The organism is Mesorhizobium sp. 01N446, from assembly GCF_056399285.1.
Genome location: NZ_JBFTRA010000008.1, coordinates 207,748 through 228,573 on the forward strand (window position 1 = coordinate 207,748; position 20,826 = coordinate 228,573).

Here is a 20,826-nt window from a genome sequence, read left to right on the forward strand (position 1 = left end):
AGGACGGCTCGCATGACCGGACGACTGAAAGACAAGGTGGCGCTGATCATCGGCAGCGCGCGCGGCATCGGCAAGGGCATTGCCCTTCGCTTCGCCGAAGAGGGCGCAAAGCTGGTGCTGGCCGACAGCGAGGCCGAGGCCGGGCAAGCGAGCGCCGACGAGCTCGGTGTCCCCTTCATCGGCACCGACATCTCGCAAATGCGCGACGCCGAGGCCGCGGTGGCACTGGCGCTGAAGCATCACGGCAGGCTCGACATCATCGTGCAGAATGCCGGCATTTATCCCTGGCAATTGATCGAGAACACCAGCACCGACGACTGGGACCGCGTCATGGCCGTCAATCTGCGCGGTACCTTCAACGCCACCCGCGCCGCGCTGGCGCCGATGAAGGCGCAGCGCTCCGGACGCATGCTCTACACCTCCTCCATCACCGGGCCGCATGTCACAAGCCCCGGCCACGGCCATTATTCGGCGACCAAGGCCGGCATCAACGGCTTCATCCGGGCAGCTGCGCTGGAATTCTCCGGCTACGGCATCACCGTCAACGGCGTCGAGCCCGGCAACATCCTCACAGAGGCCATCCAGCAGCATCGCGGCGCCGCCTATATCAAGAACATGGAAGATTCCATCCCGCTCGGCCGGCTCGGCAGCCCGCGCGACGTCGCCAATGCCTTCCTGTTCCTTGCCTCGGACGACGCCAGCTACATCACCGGCACAACCATTGTCGTCGATGGCGGGCAATTGCTGCCGGAGGGCAAGGATTTCCGAATGGTGCCGCCTTGAGAACTCAGGTCCTTCGCACGATGCAGTGCGAGCCGCCCAGAAGTGGCGCCAGGAGCCCGCCCCGGTGGCCTGCAACCCCTGATCAACAAAAAACCCGCCACGGGAGCGACCCGCGGCGGGCTTTTGGAGTGGCTACATCCCGGAGGAATCGACCGCTGCTGGTTGTATAGTGAACCGCGTGACCGCATTAGCCTATGGTGTGATCGCGGAAGACAAGGGCCTCTCGGCCGCGCCCCAGCTATTCGATCGTCAAGTCGAGTCTGGTCGATCTTCTCGAGCGACTTCTGTTCCGATCATTCCTGTGCGAGAGCGCCTGGGCTAGCCGACGCTGGAATGGTGGGCGATGACGGGCTCGAACCGCCGACATCTTCGGTGTAAACGAAGCGCTCTACCAACTGAGCTAATCGCCCGCTCCGGCGCGGACCTTTAAGCGGTCGGGGCCGGCTTCGCAAGGCCAAATGAACAGGTGACACCCTGTCCGCAGGCCCGATTTGCCAACAAAACGCCGGCTGTCAAAAAACCTTCTCCAGTTTGTTGTTATGATGGTTTGGTGCGCTTGACACCCGGTGGCGAACCCCTTATCCAGCGCCCCAACGACGAACACGGCTGACACGTGCTCGTCAATGCGCGGGTGTAGCTCAGTTGGTTAGAGTGCCGGCCTGTCACGCCGGAGGTCGCGGGTTCGAGCCCCGTCACTCGCGCCATTTCCCTCAAGGATAGCAATCCTTGGTACAGGGAAATGCCGACATGGATTGTCAGAATCCACTTTCAGACATGAAGTGCCAAGGCGCGGTCTTTTGCGCCTGTCGCCGGCTCTATGACCTGGTGGTCGGTGGTCGTTCRCCGCCGCGCGGATCGCGCGACCGACTGTTTTCGCAGCCGGTGTCAAAAATGCAGCTATGYCTGCGCGGCAATCTGGCAAACACGACGCCACTCCAATAGGCTGGAAATGAGCTCCTGGAACGACTCGGGCTTGAGCCGCGTTTGACCTTGCGAATCCCACTTGCGGATTCGCCCACAAAGCGCTGGATTCATTTCGCAGGTAGCGGAGCTGCACTAATATGCTGCCTGAACGGCTTGGAGGACTTATCGTGTCAATCGCACCAAACATTCCTATGCGCACATTATTCACGCTCATGTACCTGGGCGGCGCGACGACTGTCGCTACCGCCCTCTTCCCCGCGACCGCGTCGGCCGACCGGTTGCAGCCATGCGCGCGCGAGGGCGGAATCTGCCGTCTGCCGTATCCCGCCGAAGTGGTCTATGGCGCCCGGGGCCGCACAACCTCGCGCTATTTCGACCGAGACGCGGTGCCCTGTTCAAATCGCGTTTTTGGTGACCCGGCGCCGGGCAGGCCAAAGTCGTGTTTCATCGTGATGCGCGACCGGGGCCAGTCGGATGACAATTACGACGAACCGCGCCGCGAGAGATGGCAGCCCTGTGCCGATGAAGGCGACTTCTGCGATTTCTATGGCCGCAAGGTGGTCAGGTACGGAGCACGCGGCCGATTCACGCAGGACGTGTTCCGCAACGGCGTCCAATGCGACAATGATACGTTCGGCGATCCCGCTCCCGGCGACGAAAAGCGCTGCTATGTCAGGCAATAGCTGATCGGGCTATCGCTGCTTGCCATCCAGGGCAGTTTGCCGTTCTACGGAAACGGCAAACTGCCCTAACTCTTTGTTTTGGCGCAATTCCAAAGGGAAGGCGCCGCGTATTTTCCCGGAATTGCGCTGAGACTGGAACAGCCTGATGGCCGGTGTCCCGCGGGCCTCAACCCTTCGCCAGCAGTGCCTCGACTTCTTGCAGCGTCGGCATCGACGGCGCGGTGCCGGGCCGCGTCACCGAAATGCCGGCGACGGCGCAGGCAAAGCGCACCGCTTGCAGCGGCTCCACGCCTCGCGACAGCGCCGCGGCGAAGCCGCCGTTGAAGGCGTCCCCCGCGCCGGTGGTTTCGACCACCGGCCCGGCGCTGATGGCGGGGACATGCTCGGAGCGTCCCTTCGAGTGCAGCAGCGCGCCCTTGTCACCGAGCGTGACGATGACCGTGCCAACGCCCTTTTCGAGCAACTTGCCGGCGGCGGCCCGCGCCTCATCGACCGAAGAGACCTTCATGCCGGTCAATTCCTCCGTCTCGGTCTCGTTCGGCGTGAGATAATCGCAGAGCGTGTAGATGCGGTCGGGAAGCCTTGCCGCGGGAGCAGGGTTGAGGATGGTCGTCACCCCTGCCCCGCGCGCGATCTCCAACGCCCTGAGCGCCGCGTCGATCGGCTGTTCGAGCTGGGTGACGAAGACGCCGGCAGTACGAATCAGGGCGGCATTGGCCTCGATGTCTGCTGGCGAGATCAGCATGGCCGCACCCGGGCTGACGATGATGGCGTTGTTGCCGCTTCCCTCCTCGACGAAGATATAGGCGGCGCCCGTATAGCTGTCCGGCGTGTCGATGACGGCGCTTTTCACGCCGGCATCCTGCCAGGTCCGCTTGGCCATGTCGGCGAAGGCATCGACGCCAAGGCGGGTCAGGAAGGTGGTGTCGGCGCCGAGCTTGCCGGCGGCCACCGCCTGGTTCGACCCCTTGCCGCCCGGGCCCAGCTTGAACGAATTGCCCAGAATCGTCTCGCCCATGCGCGGCTGGCGATCGGCACGATAGGCGGTATCGGCGACGAAGACGCCCAAAATGACAACAGGCTTTCCGGCGGCCATATCCCTACTCCGCATCCGGCGGGATGACGCCTTTACGGAAGGCAAAGCAGCCGTAAAAACGGCGCTCACCGGTCTGGATGACGCAATAGGCCTGCTTGGCGCGCTCGTAGAAGGCGTAGCGCTCGACCGGCAGCATCGGCCAGGACTTGCCTTCGGCGGCGTCGATTTCTCTTTGCACTTCCTTCTGCACGGACGGTATCTCGTCCGGCTTGCCGACGATTTCCATGCGCGCGGCCGCGTCGTCGACGAACGTATCCAGCGGATAGAGCGACAGCACGGCCTTCACCACTTCCGCAGCTGGCGCATCGATACGCAGCAGCCGGCCGAGCACCGTCTGGCGCGCCACCGAATCGGAGGGGAAATTGGTGTCGGCGATGATCAGGTCGTCGCCATGGCCCATCGCCCGCAATGCCTGCAGCACGTCGGCATTGAGCAGCGGATTGATGCCTTTGAGCATGATAGTCCTCGTGAAGTTCGTTTGAGATCAGAGACGTTGAGATCAGAGACGCTGGCCGGTCTCGGCGTCGAAAAGATGAATCTGGTCGAGCCTGGGCTTCAGGGTCAGCGTATCGCCGGGCTTGAAGTCGTGGCGCTCGCGAAACAGCGCCACCATCTCGCCGTCGCCGAAGCGCAGGAACACCAGCGTTTCCGAGCCGGTCGGTTCGACCACCGAAATTTTCGCCGGCACGCCATCGGGATGGATTTCCAGATGCTCGGGACGCACGCCGTAGACGACGGCCTGCCCGTCCTGCGCGGCATTGTCGGCAATCGGAAACACCGTGCCTGATATGTCGACGCCGGGCTTGTCGCCTTTGCGCACGACACCCTTGAGCAGGTTCATCGACGGCGAGCCGATGAAGCCGGCGACGAACAGATTGGCTGGCCGGTCGAACAGTTCCAGCGGCGCGCCGACCTGCTCGATGCGGCCGTCGCGCATGACGACGATCTTGTCGGCCATGGTCATGGCCTCGATCTGGTCGTGGGTGACGTAGATCGTTGTGGTCTTCAGCCGCTGGTGCAGTTCCTTGATCTCGGTGCGCATCTGCACGCGCAGCTTGGCGTCGAGGTTGGAGAGCGGCTCGTCGAACAGGAACACTTGCGGATTGCGCACGATGGCGCGGCCCATGGCGACGCGCTGGCGCTGGCCGCCGGAAAGCTGCCTGGGATAACGCTTCAGATAGGGGTTGAGGTCGAGAATGTCAGCGGCGCGCTTGACCCGCTCGGCAACCACGGCCGGGTCGGTTTTGCGCAATTTGAGGGCAAAGGCCATGTTCTGCTCGACCGTCTTGTGCGGATACAGCGCGTAGTTCTGGAACACCATGGCGATGTCGCGTTTTGCCGGCGGCAAATGGTTGACGACGCGGTCGCCGATGGCGATCGTGCCGCCGGAAACGGTCTCCAGCCCGGCCACCATCCTGAGCAGCGTGGACTTGCCGCAACCCGAGGGGCCAACCAGCACCACGAACTGCCCGTCAGCGATGTCGACGCTGACTTCGTGCAGAACCTTGACGGTTCCAAACGCCTTGGCCACCTTGCTGATTGCGACTTGAGCCATCTCTCCCCCACCGGCTCCAACTGGCCGTAGGCGCAGAAGCTAACCAACGCGACCTGTCAGGGCAAGTCGGTCTCTTATAGATAAAAACCCGGCCTCGTTGACACGGCGTTTGGTTGTGAGAATAGTGGTGGGCGCTGGTCCAAATGTCGGCACCGATGCGCAGGGAATTCAAAATCGACGCAGGGTGGGGTCCTGCCTAATTCATATCCGAGCCGGTAGCACAATTGTGCTTCAGCGTCCGACAGGTGGCCACATCGATTCACACTGATTCTGGGAGGAATAGTTCAATGAGAACAGGTCTTTACGATAGGCTGGTGCGTGCCGGCGCCACGCGGCGCGACATCTTGAAGGGTGCGGCCAGCATGGCCGCGATCGCGGCGGCATCCGGCGCCGGGCTCGGCGCCTTGACGCGTCCTGCTTCCGCCGCAAGCGAACTGCGCTCGAAGATCCTGCAAATTCCCGGCGTTGGCAAAGGTCAGCCGACCGATGCCGATTTCCAGAAGGTCGGCGAACTCTGCCTCGAGGCGACCAAGGCCAATGTCAAGGAAGGCGAATTCGCCGGGGTCGAGTTGACCTTCATGGGCCTCAACAACCAGAACCTGCACAATGTGCTGTTCCGCGGCTTCCTGAAGCCGTGGGAGGCCTATACCGGCGCCAAGATCAGCTGGATCGACCTGGCGCAGGCCGACTACAACGCCCGCCTGCAGCAGTCGATCGCCACCGGCACCGTCGACTTCGACATCATCGAGATGGGCGCGCCCTTCGAAGGCGATGTCTGCGGCAAGGGCCTCACCTCCGAAATGCCCGACTGGGTCAAGAAGCAGATCGATTTCGACGATCTGGTCAACTATCTGAAGCCGCCGGTCGGCACCTGGGACGGCAAGCAGTATCGCGTCACCATCGACGGCGACACGCACAATTTCAACTACCGCACCGACGTGTTCGCCGATGCCGACCTCGCCAAGCAGTGGAAGGACGGCGGCGGTGAAGGCGAATGGGGCGTGCCGAAGACCTGGCAACAGGTGCAGGCCGTCACCAAGTTCCTCAAGGGCAAGAAATTCAAGGGCCAGGACGTTTACGGCTACCTCGACGCGCCCAAGCCGTGGGGCGGTTTCGGCTTCTACTTCCTCGGCAGCCGCGCCACCGCCTACGCCAAGCATCCCGACGACAAGGCCTGGCTGTTCGACGCCGACACGATGAAGCCGCGCATCAACAATCCGGCCTGGGTGCGCGCCATCCAGGACGTGATCGACGCGCTGCCTTCCGAACCGGCGGACCAGATCAACGCCGACCCGAACACCACCGGCTTCCAGCAGTTCCTGGCCGGCACGGGTTCGATGATCCCCTGGTGGGGCGACATCGGCTCAAACGTCAAGACCAACGATTCCTCGGTCATCGGCGACGTCACCGGCTTCTCGATCCTGCCGGGTTCGGACGACGTCTACAATTCCAAGACCGGCAAATGGGAGAAGCTGGCAAGCGGGCCGAACTATTCGCCGAACTGCGCCTATCTCGGCTGGGGCGTCTACGTCATGGCCCGCGTCGACAAGGATGAGAAGAAGAAGAAGGCGGCCTGGTCCGCCGCCGCCCATCTCGGCGGCAAGGACCTGTCGATCTGGACCGCGATGTATCCGTCCGGCTTCCAGCCCTACCGCAATTCCCACTTCGACATTCCGGAATGGGTGGCGGCCGGCTACGACGAGGCCTTCATCACCTCGTATCTGAAGTCGGAAGGCGACAGCTACAACCATCCGAACGCGGCGATCGAGCCACGCATCCCCGGCATCTTCCAGTACTATTCCGCCGCCGAGGACATTCTGGCCAACACCTTCGCCGGCAAGATGAAGGCGCAGGAAGGCGCCGATGCCATCGCCGCCGCCTGGGAAAAGCTCACCGACCAGATCGGCCGCGAAAAGCAGATCAAGCTCTACAAGGCCTCGCTCGGCCTGGCCTGATGGTGGCGTGAACCTGGGGTCCGGCGACGAAAGTCGTCGGACCCTGTCTTGACCGGCATCGCCGGTCGCGAAGTGCCTTCTGCAACCGGATGAGACGCGTGGCTGACCAGATTTTGCCCACCAATGATTGGCCGGCAAACGCCGTCCCGTCCGACCTGATACCGCCAGGCCGCAAACGCCTGGGCTGGGCGGTGATGGCAGCCGCGACGCTTGGCCTGCTGGCAACGATCCTGGTCCAGATCCTCTACAAGAGCGAGGTCGATACGATCGGCTTCGAGACATGGCGGCCGGTGGTCTACGCCTATGTGCTGTGGGGCGTGGCACTCGGCGTCGGCCAGGTGCTGACACGCGGCGAGGACGGCCAGCGCGCGCTGTTCCTGCTGCCGGCGCTGCTGTTCACCATCGCCATGGTGATCTTCCCGACGCTGTTCGGCTTCTACATCGCGCTCACCGACTGGAACCTCTCCTCCTTCAGCGGCCGCAGGTTCAACGGGCTCGACAATTTCTGGCAGATGCTGGCCGATCCCTACTATCGCAACGCCCTGTTCAACATGGTGCTCTACGTGCTCGCCGTGCTGGTCGAATATGTCATAGCCTTCGGACTGGCGCTGCTGCTCAACGCGCAGATCCGGGCTCGCAAATTCTTCCGCGTCGTCTTCCTGATGCCGCTGATGCTGTCGCCGGTCGCGGTGTCGTGGATGGTCGGCAAGTCGCTGATGGAATATCGCTTCGGGCCGGCGGCGACACTGGCGCGCCATCTCGGCTGGGAAAACCCGGCCTTCTTCTCGGATCCGATCATCGCCCGCATCTCGATCATGGTGCTGGATGCCTGGACCTTCATCCCGTTCATGATGATCATGCTGCTCGCCGGCCTGCAGGCGATGTCGCGTGAGATCCTCGAAGCCGCTCGAGTCGATGGCGCCAATGCGTGGCAGACCTTCTGGCAGGTCACCTTTCCGCTGATGCTGCCGGTGTCGGTGACGGCGGTGATCCTGCGCATCATCTTCAAGCTGAAGCTGGCCGACATCATCATCACGGTGACCTCGGGCGGGCCTGGTGGCGCCACCGATTCCGTCTCCAGCTTCATCTACCGCGAATACCGCGACCGCTCGAATGTCGGCTACGGCACCATGCTGGCGATGGCCTATCTGGTCATCATCGTCGTGTTCGTCACCTGGCTGCTGAAATTCGCCAACCGCTTCGTGCGCAACGTCAACTGAGCGGTGGGATCATGAGCGTTCAAACCACCGAATACACCGTATCCGAAATCCGCTCTCCGGCGAGCTTCATCACCAGCCGCGTCTTCATCTACGGCGCGCTTGTGTTCTGGGCTTTCATCTGCCTGTTCCCGATCTACTGGACGCTAACGACCTCGTTCAAATCGGCGGTCGACGTCACCCAGGGCCATCTGATCCCCTTCGTCGACTTCCAGCCGGACTGGAAGGGCTGGCGATCGCTCGGCCTCTCGCCCGATTCGATCTTCGAGACCTCGACGGTGCGTGATGAGTTCTTCAAGCGCTTCATGAACTCGGTCATCACCTCTGTCGGCGCATCGAGCCTCGCCATCGTCATCGGCAGCCTCGCCGCCTACGGCCTGACGCGCTACCGCTACAAGTTCGCCTGGTTCAAGAACGAGGACATCTCCTTCTTCTTCCTGTCGCAGCTGATCCTGCCGCCTGTCGTGCTCGCGCTGCCGTTCCTGGTGCTCTACCGCGAAGTCGGCCTGCTCGACACGCGCATCGGGCTGATCCTGCTCTATACGCTGATGGTGCTGCCGATCGTCATCTGGATCATGCGCGACCAGTTCAACTCTATCCCGGTCGAGCTGGAAGAAGCCGCGCTCGTCGACGGCCTGTCGATCTGGGGGGCGTTCTTCCGCATCGTCATGCCGATCGCACTGCCGGGCATGGTCGCCGCCTTCATCCTGGCGATGGTGCTGTGCTGGAACGAATATTTCTTCGCAGCCCTCCTGACCTCGACCGATGCCAAGACCATTCCCGTCATGGTGGCGAGCCAGACCGGCTCGCAAGGCATCAACTGGTGGTCAATGGCAGCCCTTGCCACCGCCGCGATCGCGCCGCTGGCGGTGATCGGCATCGCGCTGGAACGCTATCTCATCATGGGCATGACCGCGGGAGCCGTGAAGTGACGAGCCGATACCGGTTCGCACGCAACATCCGTGTCGGCTACAAGGGCTATGACCGCTACGGCAAGGGCGTCATGCCGATCGCCTGGCAAGGTCGAGCCGTCATCGCCGGCTTCGTGCTGGCCATGCTGTGCGGCGGCCTGCTCATGGCCCTGGTGGGCTTCTACGCCAATCACCTGGCGCTTGGCATAGCCTTCTATGTCATCCTGGCGATAGCCGGCGCCGCCACTTTCATCTGGGCCGTTGCCACCAAGAGCGACCCGGACAAGTCGATCGCCGACCACCGGGCGGAGCGGCTGAAAAACAACCTTTAGGCCCTCAGGATAGCGCGCAGGTGGTCCATGATCATGGCGACGCCCTCGTTGCCAAGCTCCGCCGATGCGTCCTTGGCATCAGCCGTGTACCAGCCGGTATTGTCGGCGAAGCGGGCGGCATCGACCGCCTCCGGACATAGCGTCAGCATCAGCGAGGTCTCGCCGATGCCGGCATGGTCGAACGGGTACTTGCCGTTCATGACCGCCGGCATCAGCGGATGGACCTGCACCCAGTTGAAGAAATTTTCCCCGGCGGCGTGTCCGGCATAATAGTCGGACATGTTCTTCGAGCCCCACCACCCCTCGCCGCGCTGCTTTTCGAGGAAGCGGAAGATCGCCTGGCGGCCGGCGGTCTTGAAGGCGAGATCGGTCGGCATGCCGGCGGCGAAATTCTCGGTCTGGTGGTGGATGATGGCGTGGATGTTGCGAAAACCKATGCGCAGCAGGCTGTAGAACAGTTCCTCGCCGAACGGCGCCAGCTGATTGCCGCCGACCTGCACCGAGCCCGAGCCTTCCGGCGGCGCCACTGCGTAGCTCGCGGCCCCGTAATAGAAGGGCGGCAGGATGATGACTTCCCTCTCCTTCTCGAACAGCTCCAGTGTCTTGATGACGGCCAGCGTGTCCATGCCGACGGCCATGTGCTCGCCATGGTATTCGAGCACGCCGAGCGGCAGGACGACCGGCCAATTCTGCGCAATCGCCTTGCGGATCTGGTGCGGCAGCATCAGTTCATAGCGCATGATCTATTCCATGTTGGTGTGGCGCGCGCGCATGGCTTCAGGCGACGCGCCGGTCAAGGATTTGAGTTTCAGCACCATCACCTCGAACAGCAGGAACAGCGCACCTTCGAACACCGAGCCCATCGGCAGAACCGAAGTCCTTTGCGCCCCCTGGTCATTGGCCATTGTCTGGGCGGGGATGAGCAGCGTGGCGTCGGCCAGTTTTGCCGCGCTGCCGCCGGCCTGGGCGGTCAGCAGCAGATTGGTCGCGCCCGCATCGCGCGCGACGCGCATCAAGGTCAGCACCGTCGAGGTTTCTCCCGGTCCGGAACTGGCCAGCAAGACGTCACCAGGCCCCAAGGGCGGCGTGGTCATGTCGCCGACCACCGCGACCGGCAGGCCGAGATGATAGAGCCGCATGGCGAAACCCTTGACCTGCAAGGCCTCGCGGCCGCAGCCATAGACGACGATCTGCCTGGCTTCGGCCAGCATCCTGCATGCAGCGTTGATCTGGCTGCCGTCCATGCGCGCCAGTACGCCGCCGAGTTCGTCGAGCGCGGTCTCGAACAGATTTTCGTTCCGGTCGCTCACGGCACCCTCGAAATCGTTCTGGAATTTTTCATGAACAGCTTGATTTCATTCATGCTAGCAACCGCGAAAATGCGTGTCCAACGCCGCGCGGCGCTTTTGCCCGATCTCAGGCGTGATAATGTCATGTCAGACAAATCAGCTCAGACTATCAACCCCCGGGAAAACTGCAGGACATGAAAACACGGCATTTCGACCGCATCGGCAATGGCGGCATCACCTTTACGGAACTCGGCTTCGGCACGGCGCCGCTCGGCAATCTCTACCGCGCTGTTTCGGACGAGGACGCCAATGCCACGCTCGACGCCGCCTGGGCGACCGGCTGCCGCTATTACGACACCGCGCCGCTCTACGGGCTCGGCCTGTCGGAAACACGCCTCAACCCCTTCCTGCGCGGCAAGAAGCGCGACGACTATGTGCTGTCGAGCAAGGTCGGCCGCCTCATGCGCGCCTGCCCGCCGGAGCAGCGCACGGGCATCGGCAAGTTCTTCGACACGCCGTCACGCCAGGAAGTGTTCGATTACAGCTATGACGGCGTGATGCGCTCGTTCGAGGCCTCGCTCGAGCGGCTTGGCGTCGACCGGATCGACATCCTGTTCGTGCACGATGTCGACATCTTCACCCATGGCAGCAAGGAGGCGTCCGACCGGCGCATCGAGGAATTCATGCGCTCCGGTTACTACGGACTGCTGTCGCTGCGCGACCAGGGTGCGATCAAGGCGTTCGGCGGCGGCATCAACGAATGGCAGGTTGCCCAGACCCTGGCCGAGCGCGGCGATTTCGACCTGTTCCTGCTTGCCGGGCGCTACACGCTGCTGGAACAGGAGGCGCTGACATCCTTCCTGCCGCTCTGCCAGAAGCGCGGCATCGGTATCGTCCTTGGCGGCCCCTACAATTCCGGCATCCTGGCGACAGGACCGAAACCCGGCGCCTACTACAACTATTCCGAGGCGCCCAAAGACATTCTCGAGCGGGTCGCCGGCATCGAGGCTGTCTGCAAACGCCATGGCGTCAGGCTGATCGAGGCGGCGCTGCAGTTTCCGCTGCTGCATCCCTCGGTCGTCTCGGTGATCCCCGGCGGCCAGCGGCCGAGCGAAGTCGAAAGCAACCGGGCGCTGCTTGACGCGAAACCGCCGGCGGCGTTGTGGGCCGACCTCAAGAAGGAAGGCTTGATGCGCGCCGACGCGCCGACCGCATAACCCCTCGCGTCGGGGTCAGCCACTAAAATGAAAAGCCGGGCAAGCCCGGCTTTTCTGTCTCTGAAAAAGAAAAAACGCTTAGTTGACGGCGTCCTTCAGGCCTTTGCCGGCCGAGAACTTCGGCACAGTGCGTGCCGGGATCTTAACTTCGGCGCCGGTCTGCGGGTTGCGGCCGGTCGAGGCGGCACGCTTTGACACGGTGAAATTGCCAAAGCCGACAAGCCGGACATCGCCGCCCTTCTTCAGTTCGCCGGTGATGACGGAAAATACCGCATCGACCGCCGACTGCGCGTCACCCTTCGAAATGCTCGCGGCGTCGGCGACAGCGGACACCAGTTCGTTCTTGTTCATAAAAATTCCCTTCCATGAGAACACCGGAACTAACGACTCATCCGGCAGGAAACGGACTTTAGAAAGAAGCGTTCCCGCAACCAAGTCGAAAAGCCTGGAAAAAGTGGAAAAAAGCCCGGAAATCCGGGGTTTTTCACATGAAAAAGCCGGGCGCGAGGCCCGGCTTTCCGTTTGTGCACTGCAACCTTAGAAAAAATCTAATGTGCGAGCGATTTTCCGGTGTCGTCGACACTGTCGGTCGTGGCCGGCGGATTGACCGGTTCGACCCATTCGATCGGCTCCGGCATACGCACCAGCGCATGGCGCAACACCTCACCGACGCGCGAGACCGGAATGATCTCCATGCCGTTCTTCACATTGTCCGGAATCTCCGCCAGATCCTTGGCGTTGTCTTCCGGGATCAGCACCTTCTTGATGCCGCCGCGCAGTGCGGCGAGCAGCTTCTCCTTGAGGCCGCCGATCGGCAAGATGCGGCCGCGAAGCGTTATCTCGCCAGTCATCGCCACATCGGCGCGGACCGGAATGCCCGTCAGCACCGACACGATGGCGGTGGCCATGGCCGCACCCGCGGACGGACCATCCTTCGGCGTGGCGCCTTCCGGCAAGTGCACGTGGATATCGCGCTTGTCGAAGAGCGGCGGCTCGATGCCGAAATCGAGGGCGCGCGAGCGGACATAGGAGGCCGCCGCCGAGATCGATTCCTTCATCACGTCGCGCAGATTGCCGGTCACCGTCATGCGGCCCTTGCCGGGCATCATGACGCCTTCGACCGTCAGCAGCTCGCCGCCGACTTCCGTCCAGGCAAGACCGGTGACGACACCGACCTGATCGTCGGCCTCGACCTGACCGAAGCGATAGCGCTGGACGCCAAGGTAGTCGGCGAGGTTCGCCGCCGTGATGCTCACCGTCTTCTTCTTCGTCTTCAGGATCTCGGTCACGGCCTTGCGGCCGAGCTTCATCAGCTCGCGCTCCAGGCTCCGGACGCCCGCTTCACGGGTGTAGGTCTGGATGATGGCGCGGATCGCATCCTCGCCGACGGAGAACTCCTTCGGCTGCAGCGCGTGATCGCGGATCACCTTCGGCATCAGGTGCCGCTTGGCGATTTCGATCTTCTCGTCCTCGGTGTAGCCGGCGATACGGATGATCTCCATGCGGTCCATCAAGGGCGCAGGGATGTTCAGCGTATTGGCCGTCGTCACGAACATCACGCTCGACAGGTCGTATTCGACCTCGAGGTAATGGTCCATGAACGTCGAGTTCTGCTCGGGATCGAGCACCTCGAGCAGCGCCGACGACGGATCGCCACGGAAGTCCTGGCCCATCTTGTCGATCTCGTCGAGCAGGAAGAGCGGGTTGGACTTCTTCGCCTTCTTCATCGACTGGATGACCTTGCCGGGCATCGAGCCGATATAGGTGCGCCGATGGCCACGGATCTCGGCTTCGTCACGCACGCCGCCCAGCGCCATGCGGATGAATTCGCGACCGGTCGCCTTGGCGATCGACTTGCCGAGCGAGGTCTTGCCGACGCCGGGAGGGCCGACGAGGCACAGGATCGGCCCCTTCAGCTTCTTCTGACGGCTCTGCACGGCCAGATACTCGACGATGCGGTCCTTGACCTTGTCGAGGCCGAAATGGTCGGTGTCGAGCACGTTCTGGGCGTAAGCCAGGTCCTGCTTGACCTTGGAGTTCTTGCCCCACGGGATCGACAGCAGCCAATCGAGATAGTTGCGCACGACGGTCGATTCAGCCGACATCGGCGACATCGTCCGCAGCTTCTTCAACTCGGCTTCCGCCTTTTCGCGGGCCTCCTTGGAGAGCTTGGTCTTCTTGATGCGCGCCTCGATCTCGGCGGCCTCGTCGCGGCCGTCCTCGCCTTCGCCGAGCTCCTTCTGGATCGCCTTCATCTGCTCGTTGAGGTAGTATTCGCGCTGCGTCTTCTCCATCTGGCGCTTGACGCGCGAGCGGATGCGCTTCTCCACCTGCAGGACGGAGATTTCGGCTTCCATGAAGCCCATCGCCTTTTCCAGCCGCTCCTTGACCGAGAGCGTGGCCAGCATCTCCTGCTTTTCAGGGATCTTGATGGCGAGATGCGAGGCAACCGTGTCGGCGAGCTTGGAATAGTCGTCGATCTGGCTGGCGGCACCCACCACTTCAGGCGAGATCTTCTTGTTCAGCTTGACGTAGTTCTCGAAGTCGGTGACGACCGAGCGGGCCAGCGCCTCGACCTCGACCTCTTCCTCTTCCGGCTCGACCAGCGCGGTGGCGCGGGCTTCGTGGAAGTCGGGACGGTCGGTGAACGAAACGATCTTGGCACGCGAAGCGCCCTCGACCAGAACCTTGACGGTGCCGTCGGGCAGCTTCAGCAATTGCAGCACATTGGCGAGCGTGCCGATGTCGAAGATGGCATCGGGCTCGGGATCGTCATCGGCGGCATTCATCTGGGTGGCAAGCAGGATCTGCTTCTCCTGACCCATCACCTCTTCCAGCGCCTTGATCGACTTTTCGCGCCCGACAAAGAGCGGAACGATCATGTGCGGGAACACCACGATGTCGCGCAGTGGGAGGACTGCGAAGACGCCGTCGCTGGGAGCCTTGGATATTTTGGCCATTGTCCAACCTTTCATGTCGCGGTCGCCATCAGGCCAACCGCGAATCTTATATTAACGACCGGGGATCGTTCCGCCTACCACCGTTTGTGACGGGAGTTTTACAGCACAGAAATCGGGCACCTCGGCCTTCTCGTGTTAGGTGGATGCAAGCGGGGCAAAGATCAAGAGTTAACATCGCCGGCAAATCCACTCCATTGCGAAGGCCGCGTGCCCCACACAGCAAAACGGCGCCGCAACGGCGCCGTTCCACAAAAATATGAGGTCAGGTGCCATGTCAGGCGCTGACATTGCCCTTCTTTTCCTTCTGTTCGGAGTAGATGTAGAGCGGCCGGGCGCTGCCGGTCACCACTTCCTCCGAAATCACCACCTCGCGCACGCCTTCGAGCGCGGGCAGTTCGAACATGGTGTCGAGCAGGATCGCTTCCATGATCGAACGCAGGCCGCGGGCGCCGGTCTTGCGCTCGATGGCGCGCTTGGCGATCGCCGACAGGGCGTTCTCGTGGAAGGTCAGGTCGACATTCTCCATCTCGAACAGCCGCTGATACTGCTTGACCAGAGCGTTCTTCGGCTCGGTCAGGATCTGGATCAGCGCCGGCTCGTCGAGGTCCTCCAGCGTCGCCAGGACCGGCAGACGGCCGACGAACTCCGGAATGAGGCCGAATTTCAGGAGATCCTCGGGCTCGACCTGGCGGAAGATGTCGCCGGTGCGGCGATCCTCCGGCGAGGCGACCGTGGCGCCGAAACCGATCGAGGTCTTTCTGCCGCGATCCGAGATGATCTTGTCCAGGCCGGCAAAGGCGCCGCCGCAGATGAACAGGATGTTGGCGGTGTCGACCTGCAGGAACTCCTGCTGCGGATGCTTGCGGCCGCCCTGGGGCGGCACGGAGGCGACCGTGCCTTCCATGATCTTCAGCAGCGCCTGCTGCACGCCCTCGCCCGACACGTCGCGGGTGATCGAGGGATTGTCGGACTTGCGCGAAATCTTGTCGATCTCGTCGATGTAGACGATGCCGCGCTGGGCCCGCTCGACATTGTAGTCGGCCGACTGCAGGAGCTTCAGGATGATGTTCTCGACGTCCTCGCCGACATAACCGGCTTCGGTCAGCGTCGTCGCGTCAGCCATGGTGAACGGCACGTCGATGATGCGGGCCAGCGTCTGCGCGAGCAGCGTCTTGCCGCAACCGGTCGGGCCGATCAAAAGGATGTTGGACTTGGCCAGTTCGACATCGTTGTTCTTGCCGGCATGCGCGAGGCGCTTGTAGTGGTTGTGGACCGCCACCGACAGCACGCGCTTGGCGTAGGGCTGACCGATGACATAGTCGTCGAGAACCTTGAGGATCTCCTGCGGTGTCGGCACGCCCTCGCGCGACTTCACCATCGAGGTTTTGTTCTCCTCGCGGATGATATCCATGCAGAGCTCGACGCATTCGTCGCAGATGAAGACCGTCGGACCGGCGATCAGCTTGCGCACCTCATGCTGGCTTTTGCCGCAAAACGAGCAATAAAGCGTGTTCTTCGAGTCACCGCTGTTGTTGCCGACCTTGCTCATTTTCCTGTCCTTTCATCGCCGCCCGCCGATGGTCTGGCTGAAAGGGCGCATACTCTATTTATCGCGGGAATCCGCCGCCGCCAGTGTCCCGGCTCCCGCAACGTATTCCGTACGAAACACAAATCAGAAAACGTGGCAATGATTCGCAGCAACCCCACACAAAGCTAAGCCGTCGAAAATCAACATAGCCTTAACGTAGGCAATCCCGACCGTCGAGGGAACAGCCAATTGTGGCCGAAATGCCGCAAGACGCGCCAAAAGCGCGTGATGGTGTCATCCAACTGCCACCAAGCCCTTATGCCACGGCGCCTTCCACCGGCTCGCGCGACGAAATGACCTTGTCGATGAGGCCGAAATCCTTGGCTTCGTCGGCCGTCATGAAATGGTCGCGATCGAGCGTACGTTCGATCTCCTCGTAGCTCTTGCCGGTGTGCTTGACATAGACCTCGTTGAGGCGGCGCTTCAGCTTGACGATGTCCATGGCGTGGCGCTCAATGTCGGAGGCCTGGCCCTGGAAGCCGCCGGACGGCTGGTGAACCATGATGCGGGCGTTCGGCGTGGCGAAACGCATGTCCTTGTGGCCGGCGGTCAAAAGCAGCGAGCCCATCGAGGCCGCCTGGCCGATGCAGAGCGTCGACACGGCCGGCTTGATGAACTGCATGGTGTCATAGATCGCCATGCCCGAGGTGACCACGCCGCCCGGCGAATTGATGTAAAGGTTGATTTCCTTCTTCGGATTCTCGGCTTCGAGGAACAGGAGCTGCGCGCAGACCAGCGTCGCCATGCCGTCCTCGACCGGACCGGTGATGAAAATGATGCGCTCCTTGAGGAGGCGCGAGAAGATGTCGTAGGCCCGCTCGCCGCGATTGGTCTGTTCGACCACCATCGGAACGAGGTTCATGTAGGTTTCGACGGGGTTCTTCATCAGTTATCTCTTATCTCGCGGTGGGATTCCGGCGCCGGGAATGCTGGCAGATCGGGCAGAATCGGTTCTGGATCGTTGTTCCGTAGATAGGATGCCGGCTCATCCTTGTGCAAGGCCGACCCGTCCTAGCCATCTGGGTAAGTCGAATCAAGCTTTACGGCAAGGAATCGCACCGCCGGAGGCCCACGCCGCTCCGGAGCGGACGGTACCGGTCCGCAACGTAGCAGTTTCTTAACCGCGTCACTTAACGAAATGCGGCAAAATCGCTTTTCTCCGGGACCGCTTCCCCTACAATTCAACGTTGAACTTGCGCCTAAAGTTCAAACAGGGGGAGTGTCATGTTCAGGAGAAGCGCATCCTTCGCCATTGCCGGGCTGGCCATGCTCGGCACGGCTTCGCAGACGGCGGCCGGCGGCCGTGCGGTGGAATGCTACGAACCGGTCCGCACGCCTGATGTCTACGACACCGTCTATGAAGACGTGATGGTCAGCCCGCCCGGCCAGCAGGTCGATTACACCCCGCCCATCTACGGCACACGCGAACGCGTGGTGATGACCGTTCCAGCGCAGGTGACGTACGAGGTCGTGCCCGCCGTCACCCGCACCGTCTACCGCACGGTGAGGGTCGATGGCGGCGGCTATTCCTGGGAATGGCGCGTCATCCATGGCCGCAAGGTGCTGTGCAAGGTCTGGCACAAGGCACGCTATGAACGCGTCGCCGAGACGGTGGTGATCCAGCCGGAGCGCACGCGTCGCGTCGTCATCCCGGCGCAATACGACCGGATCGCCGAGGAAGTGCTGGTGCGGCCGGAGCAAAGACGCATCATCGATGTCCCCGCCTCCTACCAGACCGTCACGCGGCGCGTTCTGGTCAGGGAAGGGTCGTCAGGCTGGCGGCGCGTGCATATTCCCAGGCACTGCCAGGATTAGGCGACCTCCGCCCGCAGCCAACGCTTCAGGCCGGCGACATCGCCGTTGCCGACGGTCGCCGCAACACGCCTGCCGACTGCCGCGCCGAACTTGTAGCCATGGCCTGAGCAGGCTGAGACGATCAGGCACCTGCCCTTCGCATGCGCCATGAACTTGTCGTCTGCGGTGAAGGTGTAGGCGCAGGTGACGACCTCGGTCACCTCATACTCCGCGATACGGGCGATCGGCGGCGAAAACAGGTTGCGGATCGCCTCGCCCTCGCCCGGCACCGGCTGACGGTTCCAGTCGGCGTCGCTGGTCGGCACCCTGTGCAGGCCAGAGCCGAATTTCATGCCGGCGCCGCCGGAGGGCGGGATCACGTAGCCATCGACAGCGCCGCCGACGTCGAGGACGACCGGTGCCGCCGCCCAGGCCGCCTTCAGGTCAGCCGGCGGTTCGACATAGGCAAGGGCCGTCCGATAGGTCTTCAGTTCGCCGTCCAGTTCCGGAAACAGCTTCAGCACCCAGGCGCCGGCGGCGACGACGATGCCGTCGGCATGCATGGTTTCGCCGCTTTCGAGCACGATGTGGCCCGTTTCGGAGTCGATCGCGGTGACCTTGCTGTTTTCGTAGACATTGGCGCCGTTGGCGCGCAGCCATTTCGCCAGTCCCGCAGCGATCTTGCGGCAATGCAGCGCGCCGCCTTCCGGCGAATAATAGGCATAACGGAACGTGCCCGGCTCAAGGAAAGGCCAGCGCTTGACCGCGGCCTCGGGCTCGAACAGTTCGAAGGGAAAATTGCCCTCTTCCAGGCCCTCGCGGTATTCCTCGGCCTCGTCGCCCGGTTCGCGCGAAATGCAGACGAAACCGCGTGCATCGAGATGGCTTTCGCCGAGATCGGTCCACATCTCGTCCCAGGCCTCATAGGCTTCGGTGATCAGCCTGCCGTAGCCGGTTCCGGTCCGATAGGCGCGGCGGATGATGCGGTGATGGTCGCCTGACGCGGCCAGCGGGTTGGGGATCGGTCCCTGCTCGACGATCGAGACGCTGTGGCCGGCCTTGACCAGCGACCACGCCGTGGAGAGACCGGCAATACCCGCGCCGACAACGATCACATTCATGCGTTCAGACTTTCCGCGGCCGCGCCGGCTGGCTCAATTCATTGGACGGCGGGCGCCAACATACGGTCTGGAATGAGGCTGGCAAGCCGCGCTATGGGTCTGGCATGACCAATTCGACGCTGCCCTACCTGGCCTTTGATCCAGCCACTCGCCAGCTGCGGCTCGACCCGCACGAGCCGGCTTTCTTCCTGAACCCGTACGAGGCCTATGCCTGCCTGCACGACGTCTCGAATGCCTTCCTCTGGGAGGAATTCGGCTTCTGGTGCTTTGGCGGCTTCGACGACGTCAACCGGCTGCTGCGCGACCGCCGCTTCGGTCGCCAGAACCCGGCCGGTATTCCCGACAGCCGTGGTGCCGGCCAGGACCGAAGCCATCTCAGGGCATTCGACGGCATCGAGGCAAACTCCATGCTGGAACTGGAACCGCCGGTGCACACGCGGCTGAGAACACTAGTCAACCGCGCCTTCGTCTCGCGCCAGGTCGAGCGGCTGCGGCCGCGGGTCGAGGCGCTCGCCAACGAACTGATCGACCGCTTCGATCCCGCCGGACCGGTCGACCTTTTGCCCGCCTTCGCTTCTCCCCTGCCGATCACCATCATCGCCGAAATGCTCGGCGTGCCGGTCGAGATGGGGCCGCAACTGCTCGACTGGTCGCATCAAATGGTCGCCATGTACATCCATGGCCGTAGCCGCGAGACCGAGGAGACGGCCAATCGCGCCGCGGGCGAATTTGCCGATTTCCTGCGCGGCTACGTCGCCGAGCGGCGCAGGAATCCTGGTGACGACCTCTTGTCGCTGCTGATCTCGGCGCAAGAGGACGGTCAGAAATTGACCGAGGATGAGATGGTGTCCTCCGCCATCCTGCTGCTCAATGCCGGCCATGAGGCCACCGTGCACCAGACCGGCAACGCCGTGCGCTCGATCCTGGCGCAAGGCGGCGATCCCAGCCGTTTCTTCAAATCGGCGGAAGCGGCAGCTGCCACCGTCGAAGAATGCCTGCGCTTCGACGCGCCGCTGCATATGTTCATGCGCTACGCCTATCAGGAGATCGAGATTGCACCCGGCATCGTCGTGCAGCCGGGGCAGACCATCGGGCTCTTGCTCGGCATGGCCAACCATGACCCGCGCGCCTTTGCCGAACCGCAGGCCTTCCGGCCGGATCGCACCGACCAGAAGAACGTGTCCTTCGGCGCCGGCATCCATTTCTGCATCGGCGCGCCGCTGGCGCGGCTCGAACTGCAGGTGTCGCTGAAGACCTTGTTCGAACGGCATCCGCAACTGCATCTTGCCGAACAGCCCCGCTTCCGCGACACTTACCACTTCCATGGGCTGGAAACGCTCGCCGTCGGTTTCTGAACGATCGCGAGCCTGGGGCTGCGCGATGAGACTGTTCTGGAGACCG

19 protein-coding genes and 2 tRNA genes are annotated in these 20,826 nt (G+C 62.7%); 10 read left to right on the forward strand and 11 right to left on the reverse strand.

Features of this window, described 5'->3' with window-relative positions; genetic code table 11:
* Positions 1-12: 12 nt before the first annotated feature.
* Positions 13-783 carry an SDR family NAD(P)-dependent oxidoreductase gene (locus AC1DPX_RS26795; protein WP_477240375.1) on the forward strand — a complete coding sequence of 257 codons (771 nt, stop codon included), beginning with the start codon at positions 13-15 and terminating at the stop codon, positions 781-783.
* A 334-nt stretch (positions 784-1,117) separates the two neighbouring features.
* Here the strand turns inward: AC1DPX_RS26795 and AC1DPX_RS26800 are convergent.
* Positions 1,118-1,193 (reverse strand) — tRNA-Val (locus AC1DPX_RS26800).
* Positions 1,194-1,410: 217 nt separating this feature from the next.
* On the opposite strand from AC1DPX_RS26800, the gene AC1DPX_RS26805 reads away from it, so the two are divergent.
* Positions 1,411-1,487 (forward strand) — tRNA-Asp (locus AC1DPX_RS26805).
* 357 nt (positions 1,488-1,844) lie between these two features.
* The gene (locus AC1DPX_RS26810; protein ID WP_477240377.1) at positions 1,845-2,390 is read left to right on the forward strand and encodes a hypothetical protein; all 546 of its coding nucleotides are present in this window, start codon (positions 1,845-1,847) and stop codon (positions 2,388-2,390) included.
* Positions 2,391-2,556: 166 nt separating this feature from the next.
* Here AC1DPX_RS26810 and rbsK read toward each other — a convergent pair whose 3' ends face one another.
* The 3 genes from rbsK to AC1DPX_RS26825 are packed head-to-tail and all read right to left on the reverse strand — an operon-like array spanning position 2,557 to position 5,041.
* Positions 2,557-3,486 (reverse strand): ribokinase, encoded by a 930-nt coding sequence (gene rbsK / locus AC1DPX_RS26815; RefSeq protein ID WP_477240379.1) that lies wholly within the window; start codon positions 3,484-3,486, stop codon positions 2,557-2,559.
* 4 nt (positions 3,487-3,490) lie between these two features.
* On the reverse strand, positions 3,491-3,943 hold the full coding sequence (locus AC1DPX_RS26820; RefSeq protein ID WP_202354717.1) for an RbsD/FucU family protein: 453 nt from the start codon (positions 3,941-3,943) through the stop codon (positions 3,491-3,493).
* A gap of 42 nt (positions 3,944-3,985) precedes the next feature.
* Positions 3,986-5,041 carry an ABC transporter ATP-binding protein gene (locus AC1DPX_RS26825; RefSeq protein WP_202354718.1) on the reverse strand — a complete coding sequence of 352 codons (1,056 nt, stop codon included), beginning with the start codon at positions 5,039-5,041 and terminating at the stop codon, positions 3,986-3,988.
* Between the two features lie 287 nt (positions 5,042-5,328).
* Here AC1DPX_RS26825 and AC1DPX_RS26830 point away from each other — a divergent pair, with 287 nt between their 5' ends.
* From AC1DPX_RS26830 to AC1DPX_RS26845, 4 genes are all read left to right on the forward strand, one after another.
* Positions 5,329-6,996, forward strand: coding sequence for an ABC transporter substrate-binding protein (locus AC1DPX_RS26830; RefSeq protein WP_202354719.1), 1,668 nt, complete (start codon positions 5,329-5,331; stop codon positions 6,994-6,996).
* Between the two features lie 98 nt (positions 6,997-7,094).
* On the forward strand, positions 7,095-8,216 hold the full coding sequence (locus AC1DPX_RS26835) for a carbohydrate ABC transporter permease (RefSeq protein ID WP_202354720.1): 1,122 nt from the start codon (positions 7,095-7,097) through the stop codon (positions 8,214-8,216).
* 11 nt (positions 8,217-8,227) lie between these two features.
* Positions 8,228-9,145, forward strand: a complete 918-nt coding sequence (locus tag AC1DPX_RS26840) for a carbohydrate ABC transporter permease (RefSeq protein ID WP_095201531.1) — start codon at positions 8,228-8,230, stop codon at positions 9,143-9,145.
* The gene (locus AC1DPX_RS26845) at positions 9,142-9,456 is read left to right on the forward strand and encodes a hypothetical protein (protein ID WP_477240381.1); all 315 of its coding nucleotides are present in this window, start codon (positions 9,142-9,144) and stop codon (positions 9,454-9,456) included. Before AC1DPX_RS26840 ends, AC1DPX_RS26845 begins: the two co-directional genes overlap by 4 nt.
* Here AC1DPX_RS26845 and AC1DPX_RS26850 read toward each other — a convergent pair.
* Entirely contained in the window at positions 9,453-10,196 is a 744-nt protein-coding gene (locus AC1DPX_RS26850) for a creatininase family protein (RefSeq protein ID WP_477240383.1), read from the reverse strand. The two genes, AC1DPX_RS26845 and AC1DPX_RS26850, sit on opposite strands and share 4 nt — an antisense overlap.
* 3 nt (positions 10,197-10,199) lie before the next feature.
* A complete protein-coding gene (locus AC1DPX_RS26855) occupies positions 10,200-10,766 on the reverse strand; it encodes an SIS domain-containing protein (protein WP_477240385.1) in 567 nt (188 codons plus the stop codon).
* Between the two features lie 173 nt (positions 10,767-10,939).
* On the opposite strand from AC1DPX_RS26855, the gene AC1DPX_RS26860 reads away from it, so the two are divergent.
* Complete coding sequence (locus AC1DPX_RS26860; RefSeq protein ID WP_477240387.1) at positions 10,940-11,962, forward strand: aldo/keto reductase; 1,023 nt, start codon at positions 10,940-10,942, stop codon at positions 11,960-11,962.
* 78 nt (positions 11,963-12,040) lie between these two features.
* On the opposite strand, the gene AC1DPX_RS26865 is transcribed toward AC1DPX_RS26860, so the two are convergent.
* From AC1DPX_RS26865 to clpP, 4 genes are all read right to left on the reverse strand, one after another.
* Positions 12,041-12,313 carry an HU family DNA-binding protein gene (locus tag AC1DPX_RS26865; RefSeq protein ID WP_006201846.1) on the reverse strand — a complete coding sequence of 91 codons (273 nt, stop codon included), beginning with the start codon at positions 12,311-12,313 and terminating at the stop codon, positions 12,041-12,043.
* Between the two features lie 197 nt (positions 12,314-12,510).
* Positions 12,511-14,922 carry an endopeptidase La gene (gene lon, locus AC1DPX_RS26870; protein ID WP_202354726.1) on the reverse strand — a complete coding sequence of 804 codons (2,412 nt, stop codon included), beginning with the start codon at positions 14,920-14,922 and terminating at the stop codon, positions 12,511-12,513.
* A gap of 274 nt (positions 14,923-15,196) precedes the next feature.
* Positions 15,197-16,471: an ATP-dependent Clp protease ATP-binding subunit ClpX gene (gene clpX / locus AC1DPX_RS26875; RefSeq protein ID WP_010915651.1), complete on the reverse strand. Its 1,275-nt coding sequence runs from the start codon at positions 16,469-16,471 to the stop codon at positions 15,197-15,199.
* A 295-nt stretch (positions 16,472-16,766) separates the two neighbouring features.
* Positions 16,767-17,396 carry an ATP-dependent Clp endopeptidase proteolytic subunit ClpP gene (gene clpP / locus AC1DPX_RS26880; protein ID WP_202354727.1) on the reverse strand — a complete coding sequence of 210 codons (630 nt, stop codon included), beginning with the start codon at positions 17,394-17,396 and terminating at the stop codon, positions 16,767-16,769.
* A 338-nt stretch (positions 17,397-17,734) separates the two neighbouring features.
* Here clpP and AC1DPX_RS26885 point away from each other — a divergent pair, with 338 nt between their 5' ends.
* Entirely contained in the window at positions 17,735-18,325 is a 591-nt protein-coding gene (locus AC1DPX_RS26885) for a hypothetical protein (RefSeq protein WP_202354728.1), read from the forward strand.
* Here AC1DPX_RS26885 and AC1DPX_RS26890 read toward each other — a convergent pair.
* Positions 18,322-19,425 (reverse strand): NAD(P)/FAD-dependent oxidoreductase, encoded by a 1,104-nt coding sequence (locus tag AC1DPX_RS26890; RefSeq protein WP_477240389.1) that lies wholly within the window; start codon positions 19,423-19,425, stop codon positions 18,322-18,324. The genes AC1DPX_RS26885 and AC1DPX_RS26890 overlap by 4 nt on opposite strands.
* Before the next feature lie 104 nt (positions 19,426-19,529).
* On the opposite strand from AC1DPX_RS26890, the gene AC1DPX_RS26895 reads away from it, so the two are divergent.
* Positions 19,530-20,780 (forward strand): cytochrome P450, encoded by a 1,251-nt coding sequence (locus AC1DPX_RS26895; RefSeq protein WP_477240391.1) that lies wholly within the window; start codon positions 19,530-19,532, stop codon positions 20,778-20,780.
* Positions 20,781-20,826: the final 46 nt, after the last annotated feature.

Excerpts from the sequence above, each read along its gene's own strand:
- lon (WP_202354726.1), bottom strand. The coding sequence starts at position 14,922 with ATGGCCAAAATATCCAAGGCTCCCAGCGACGGCGTCTTCGCAGTCCTC.
- AC1DPX_RS26890 (WP_477240389.1), bottom strand. The coding sequence starts at position 19,425 with ATGAATGTGATCGTTGTCGGCGCGGGTATTGCCGGTCTCTCCACGGCG.
- clpP (WP_202354727.1), bottom strand. The coding sequence starts at position 17,396 with ATGAAGAACCCCGTCGAAACCTACATGAACCTCGTTCCGATGGTGGTC.
- AC1DPX_RS26810 (WP_477240377.1), top strand. The coding sequence starts at position 1,845 with ATGCTGCCTGAACGGCTTGGAGGACTTATCGTGTCAATCGCACCAAAC.
- AC1DPX_RS26840 (WP_095201531.1), top strand. The coding sequence starts at position 8,228 with ATGAGCGTTCAAACCACCGAATACACCGTATCCGAAATCCGCTCTCCG.
- AC1DPX_RS26885 (WP_202354728.1), top strand. The coding sequence starts at position 17,735 with ATGTTCAGGAGAAGCGCATCCTTCGCCATTGCCGGGCTGGCCATGCTC.
- clpX (WP_010915651.1), bottom strand. The coding sequence starts at position 16,471 with ATGAGCAAGGTCGGCAACAACAGCGGTGACTCGAAGAACACGCTTTAT.
- AC1DPX_RS26865 (WP_006201846.1), bottom strand. The coding sequence starts at position 12,313 with ATGAACAAGAACGAACTGGTGTCCGCTGTCGCCGACGCCGCGAGCATT.
- AC1DPX_RS26795 (WP_477240375.1), top strand. The coding sequence starts at position 13 with ATGACCGGACGACTGAAAGACAAGGTGGCGCTGATCATCGGCAGCGCG.
- rbsK (WP_477240379.1), bottom strand. The coding sequence starts at position 3,486 with ATGGCCGCCGGAAAGCCTGTTGTCATTTTGGGCGTCTTCGTCGCCGAT.
- AC1DPX_RS26820 (WP_202354717.1), bottom strand. The coding sequence starts at position 3,943 with ATGCTCAAAGGCATCAATCCGCTGCTCAATGCCGACGTGCTGCAGGCA.
- AC1DPX_RS26825 (WP_202354718.1), bottom strand. The coding sequence starts at position 5,041 with ATGGCTCAAGTCGCAATCAGCAAGGTGGCCAAGGCGTTTGGAACCGTC.
- AC1DPX_RS26830 (WP_202354719.1), top strand. The coding sequence starts at position 5,329 with ATGAGAACAGGTCTTTACGATAGGCTGGTGCGTGCCGGCGCCACGCGG.
- AC1DPX_RS26895 (WP_477240391.1), top strand. The coding sequence starts at position 19,530 with ATGACCAATTCGACGCTGCCCTACCTGGCCTTTGATCCAGCCACTCGC.
- AC1DPX_RS26860 (WP_477240387.1), top strand. The coding sequence starts at position 10,940 with ATGAAAACACGGCATTTCGACCGCATCGGCAATGGCGGCATCACCTTT.